Source organism: Nocardia sp. NPDC060220 (genome assembly GCF_042727815.1).
Classification (GTDB): Bacteria; Actinomycetota; Actinomycetes; order Mycobacteriales; family Mycobacteriaceae; genus Nocardia.
Map to the genome: position 1 here is coordinate 1 of NZ_JBHWZY010000615.1, position 4,247 is coordinate 4,247.

The 4,247-nt window shown below is 64.2% G+C and carries 4 protein-coding genes and 3 pseudogenes; 6 read left to right on the forward strand and 1 reads right to left on the reverse strand.

Annotated elements, in window-relative coordinates; genetic code table 11:
- The 4 genes and pseudogenes from ACFWF3_RS26325 to ACFWF3_RS26340 all read left to right on the forward strand — a co-directional run.
- A partial coding sequence (locus ACFWF3_RS26325) for a DUF2726 domain-containing protein (protein ID WP_379316004.1) occupies positions 1–721 on the forward strand: 721 nt, incomplete at its 5' end.
- Between the two features lie 73 nt (positions 722–794).
- Positions 795–1,187, forward strand: a pseudogene (locus ACFWF3_RS26330) (23S rRNA (adenine(2503)-C(2))-methyltransferase RlmN); the annotation flags it as partial.
- A gap of 152 nt (positions 1,188–1,339) precedes the next feature.
- Complete coding sequence (locus ACFWF3_RS26335; protein WP_379316006.1) at positions 1,340–1,906, forward strand: hypothetical protein; 567 nt, start codon at positions 1,340–1,342, stop codon at positions 1,904–1,906.
- Positions 1,907–2,172: 266 nt separating this feature from the next.
- Positions 2,173–2,448 (forward strand): annotated as a pseudogene (locus ACFWF3_RS26340) (23S rRNA (adenine(2503)-C(2))-methyltransferase RlmN); the annotation flags it as partial.
- A 42-nt stretch (positions 2,449–2,490) separates the two neighbouring features.
- On the opposite strand, the gene ACFWF3_RS26345 reads toward ACFWF3_RS26340, so the two are convergent.
- Positions 2,491–3,294: a transglutaminase family protein gene (locus ACFWF3_RS26345; protein WP_379316007.1), complete on the reverse strand. Its 804-nt coding sequence runs from the start codon at positions 3,292–3,294 to the stop codon at positions 2,491–2,493.
- A gap of 115 nt (positions 3,295–3,409) precedes the next feature.
- Between ACFWF3_RS26345 and ACFWF3_RS26350 the strand changes: the two genes are divergently transcribed.
- A complete protein-coding gene (locus ACFWF3_RS26350; protein ID WP_379316009.1) occupies positions 3,410–3,832 on the forward strand; it encodes an uL11 family ribosomal protein in 423 nt (140 codons plus the stop codon).
- A 105-nt stretch (positions 3,833–3,937) separates the two neighbouring features.
- A pseudogene (locus ACFWF3_RS26355) lies at positions 3,938–4,141 on the forward strand (serine/threonine protein kinase); the annotation flags it as partial.
- Positions 4,142–4,247: the final 106 nt, after the last annotated feature.

The following is a 4,247-nucleotide window of genomic DNA, read 5'->3' on the forward strand; positions in this document are numbered from 1 at the left end:
GGACGTGATCGTGATGACCACGGTCCTCGACGAGACATCGGACCCCGAGGAGAAGGGCGGGCTCGGGTTCCTCGACGACCCACTGATGATCAATGTCGCCGTCTCGCGGGCGAAGAAGCGGTTCGTGCTCGTCACCAACCACGACATGCTGCCGCGCAGCAGCAATCTTCGCGACCTCATCGGCTACATCGGCTACCGGAATCCGGGCAGCACCGTTTTCGACAGCTCGATCGTGTCGGTATTCGACCTGCTCTACCGCGACTACTCCGCGCGACTGCGACCGCTTATGTCCCGAATCCGGCGACGTTCCCGATTCCTGTCGCAGGACATCGTCGCCACCGTGCTGGAAGAGGTTGTGCAGGAGCAGAAGTACCTTGGCCTCGGCATCCGGGCCGAGGTACTGGTTCGAAACCTACTGCCCGACACAACCGAGCTGACCGTGGCTGAGGCACGATTCGTGAACAATCGCGCGAGCTTCGACTTCGTCGTATTCAACCGTGTCACGCGTCGATGGGTCTGCGCGGTTGAGGTCGACGGATACGAATACCACGAGAACAACCCGGACCAGCTGGCCCGTGACGCGCTGAAGAACAAGGTCTGCGTCAAGTACCGCATCCCACTGCTGCGCCTACCCACCACCGGAAGCGCCGAGATACCTCGCATTCGAGCCGCTCTCGACAGGGTGCTCACGACCGGGTTCAACATTGGCGGGTTGCTATGATGCCAGATTGTGCGTTGGAACTGTTGATTGGTCAAACCGCACATACACACAGTAATTTTCGGCCGTTGAGGGGTCACTGCATACTCCCGACGATGAGCTGCGGGATACCTTGGTTCCGGTGAACAACCGTTGGTCTGTGGCCGAAGTCCTGGACGCGGCACGGTATTACGCGGATAGGTCGGGTCGTCGGGTGTCGGTCGAGTACGCGTTGATCCGTGATGTCAACGACCAGGGGTGGCGCGCGGACATGTTGGGCAAGGAGCTGCGTAAGGCGTTGGGGCCGTTGGTGCATGTGAATCTGATTCCGTTGAATCCGACGCCGGGTAGTGAGTGGGATGCGAGTCCGAGGCCGGTGCAGGATGAGTTTGTGCGTCGGGTTCAGGCGCAGGGTGTGACGTGCACGGTGCGTGATACCCGTGGTCAGGAGATTGCTGCGGCGTGTGGTCAGTTGGCAGCAGAAGGCTGAGTCCGTCGAACGGTGATGTGGGTTCTGTTGTAGCCAGCGGGATCTGGGATGCTTGGTTCGAGCGTTGTTGCCGCACAAGAGGTCTGTTGTACGTTGGGATCGGTGGGTGAAACATTTTGACGCATCGTGACCTTGTAGGTGAGGATGCCGCTATGACTATCACCGCTGCGGGCTCCAGCTGGTCACCGGCCGACCATCCAGATGCCATCGCGGTGTCCGAGGCGCACCAGTGGTTCTCTACTATCTTGCTGCAACTCCACCGTCTGCGGAGCGACTCTGTGCCGGGGTTGGCGGGCGATTCCCGCCAACTAGATGCCCGGGTGCTGGTCATTGCGCTGATTCAGCTCACTATCGCGGCCAAACTGATGCAGGAGGCGGCCAAGGCAGTCGGGGGTGGGCAGGTGGAGGAGAGGATGGGCGCGGCCCAGCAACAGTTCCGTGATGCGCTGCCGGGAATCGAGCACATGCGAAACGGGTTGACGCACTTCGATAATTGGGCGCTTGGGAAGGGCCGCGGACCGCAGCAGGTCCGTCGGAACAACGGTGAGGCCACCGCAGATATTGCAAGAGACTTCTGGTACTTCGGATTCGACTGTGAGGCCGGCAGTGTGAGCCTCGGGCCGTATGATTTCGGGATCGATATGGCCGAGCGGGCGGCTCGCGAGATGTATCACCTGATTTGCGACGCGGGGCAGGCACTCGACGAGGAAAATCCATAGCGGAGCGAAATCGCCCCGGAGGTGTCGGTCAACGTTGAGAGCTTTTACGAAGCAGATCCAAAACGGTGCCCGACGATATCAACCCCGGTGACGAGCCACGCCAGTTCCGTTGTCGCGGCCCCACGGAACCAAGTTCGCCGCGATCCTGTCGGCGGGAACCGATGCTGCACTGACTATGGCGGTGTCACGTAGCGTCGCATCGGTTTGCGCCGCGCGGACAAGCTTCTCGGCGAGTGGGGCTAGAAATGCTTCCCATATCGTGTTTCGTAGCAACAGCATACGCGTTGATCCGCGATATCAACGACCAGCCGTGGCGGGCGGATCTGCTGGGCAAGAAGCTGCACAAGGCGCTCGGTCCGCTCGTGCACGTGAACCTGATCCCGCTCAACCCGACACCGGGCAGCGAGTGGGATGCCAGCCCCAAGCCGGTCGAGAAGGAGTTCGTGCGTCGCGTGATCGCCCAGGGCGTGTCGTGCACCATGCGCGACACCCGCGGCCAGGAGATCGCCGCCGCCTGCGGTCAGCTCGCCGCCGAGGGCTAGGGCCCTCGCCGCCGTGATGAGCTCGGGGAGACGTGTCCGAGCTCAGACGATGCTGCTCGGTGCGATGAAGTCGTCGTAGGGGAGTGGGCCCGCGACGAAGGCGTTGACCGACATGAAGTTCAAAGTGATGTCGCCGCCGTGGTTGTCCAGGAAGGCGATATCGGAGGCGTCGCGGCCGGTGGCGATGCGTACCAGGCTCGAGCGCGGCGCGAGGCCGGTCGGGTCGTAGGTGCGCCACTCGCCGGCGATGTAGGCCTCACAGACGGCGTGGAAGTCCATCGGCACACAGCCCGGCGCGTAGACCGCGGCGACCCGGGCGGGGACGCCGACGGCGCGCAACAGCGCGACCATCAGATGCGAGAAGTCGCGGCAGACGCCGGTGCCGGAGAGCAGTGTCTCGACCGCGCCGTCGATGGGCGTGCTACTGCCCGAGACATAGGTGATCCGTCTGCCGATCCACGACGAGACGCGGTTGGCCACCTCGGGATCGGCGATGCCGTAACCGAATTCGGCTGCCGCGAAGCCGAGCAGCTTGTCCGACTCCGCGTAGCGGCTCGGCCGCCGGTACAGCGCGAGGTCGTAGTCGGACGGCGGCGCGAGGACGGCGGTGCCCAGGACGGTCGCCTGATAGTCGATCCGGAGGGTCCCCGCGCGCACGTCGAGCACGTGGATCCGGGAACCGTGCGGACCGACCACTTCGCGCGGCGTGAGGAACTCGCCGTCGAGCGAGCATGTCATGGACTCGATGAGATCGAGTCCTGGCTGGCGGGCGACAGCGATCTGACACTGCAGCACCGAATCGGCATGGACCGCGACCTCCAGGCGAGCGGAAACGTCCCGTTTCACGCCCACAGACTGACAGGCGAATCGGGATCAGGCGAACCGAACCGCTGGAGCGGGTTGCGGCCCAGGCGTTACCGTCGTGGGACCGGATCGACGCGTGCATCCGAGATCGTTGACTATGGCGCGCGAAACAGCCTCTGTCACAGTCACTCTCGAGCTCGAAGCGGGCAATGCCTCGCTGATGATCCTCGGCAAGATGCTCGGTCCGACCGGCGTCGCGCCCTTCGAGGTCAAACGGCGCTACGACGCCGCCACCGCGGATCGGCGTGGCGAGATCATTCCGGCCGTCATCACGATCGACGCCCGCAAACGCTGGACGATGCGGCTCAAGACCCCACCGACCGCATCGTTGATCCGCAAGGCTCTCGGCCACCCCGGCTCCCCGCAGCCCGGACACAAACCGGTGGGGGCGATCAGCCGGGATCAATTGCGCCGCATCGCGATCCGCAAACTCCCCGACCTGAACACCGACGATGTCGCAGCGGCGATGCGCATCGTCGCGGGCACAGCGCGGTCGATGGGTGTGCGGGTGGAGGACTGAGCCGGGGTGTAGTGCCCTGTCCTCGCGACGATTAGGGTTGGTGCTGGTCGGCGGCGGGGATATTCGCTGAAGGCCGGGCACTGCTTCGGTGGACAACGGGGGACCATGCTTGCGACGGGGGACGTCTTCGCCGGGTACGCGATCGAACGGCAGCTGGGGCGCGGCGGGATGGGTTCGGTGTATCTTGCCCGGCATCCGCGCCTGCCTCGGCAGACCGCGTTGAAGCTGCTGAATCCGGAGCTGTTCGCCGACAACGAGATTCGTGCCAGGTTCGAGCGCGAGGCCGACCTCGCCGCGCAATTGGAGCACGCGCCGACCAGTACGCCCTGGCCTGCACCCTGTACTCGCTGCTGACCGGCGTCGCCCCGTTCGAGGCGCCGAACCCGGTGCAGGTGATCCAGGGGCACCTCCAATC

What these genes read in the sequence shown, in the direction of transcription:
- ACFWF3_RS26350 (WP_379316009.1), top strand. Translation starts at nt 3,410, where the DNA reads ATGGCGCGCGAAACAGCCTCTGTCACAGTCACTCTCGAGCTCGAAGCG.
- ACFWF3_RS26335 (WP_379316006.1), top strand. Translation starts at nt 1,340, where the DNA reads ATGACTATCACCGCTGCGGGCTCCAGCTGGTCACCGGCCGACCATCCA.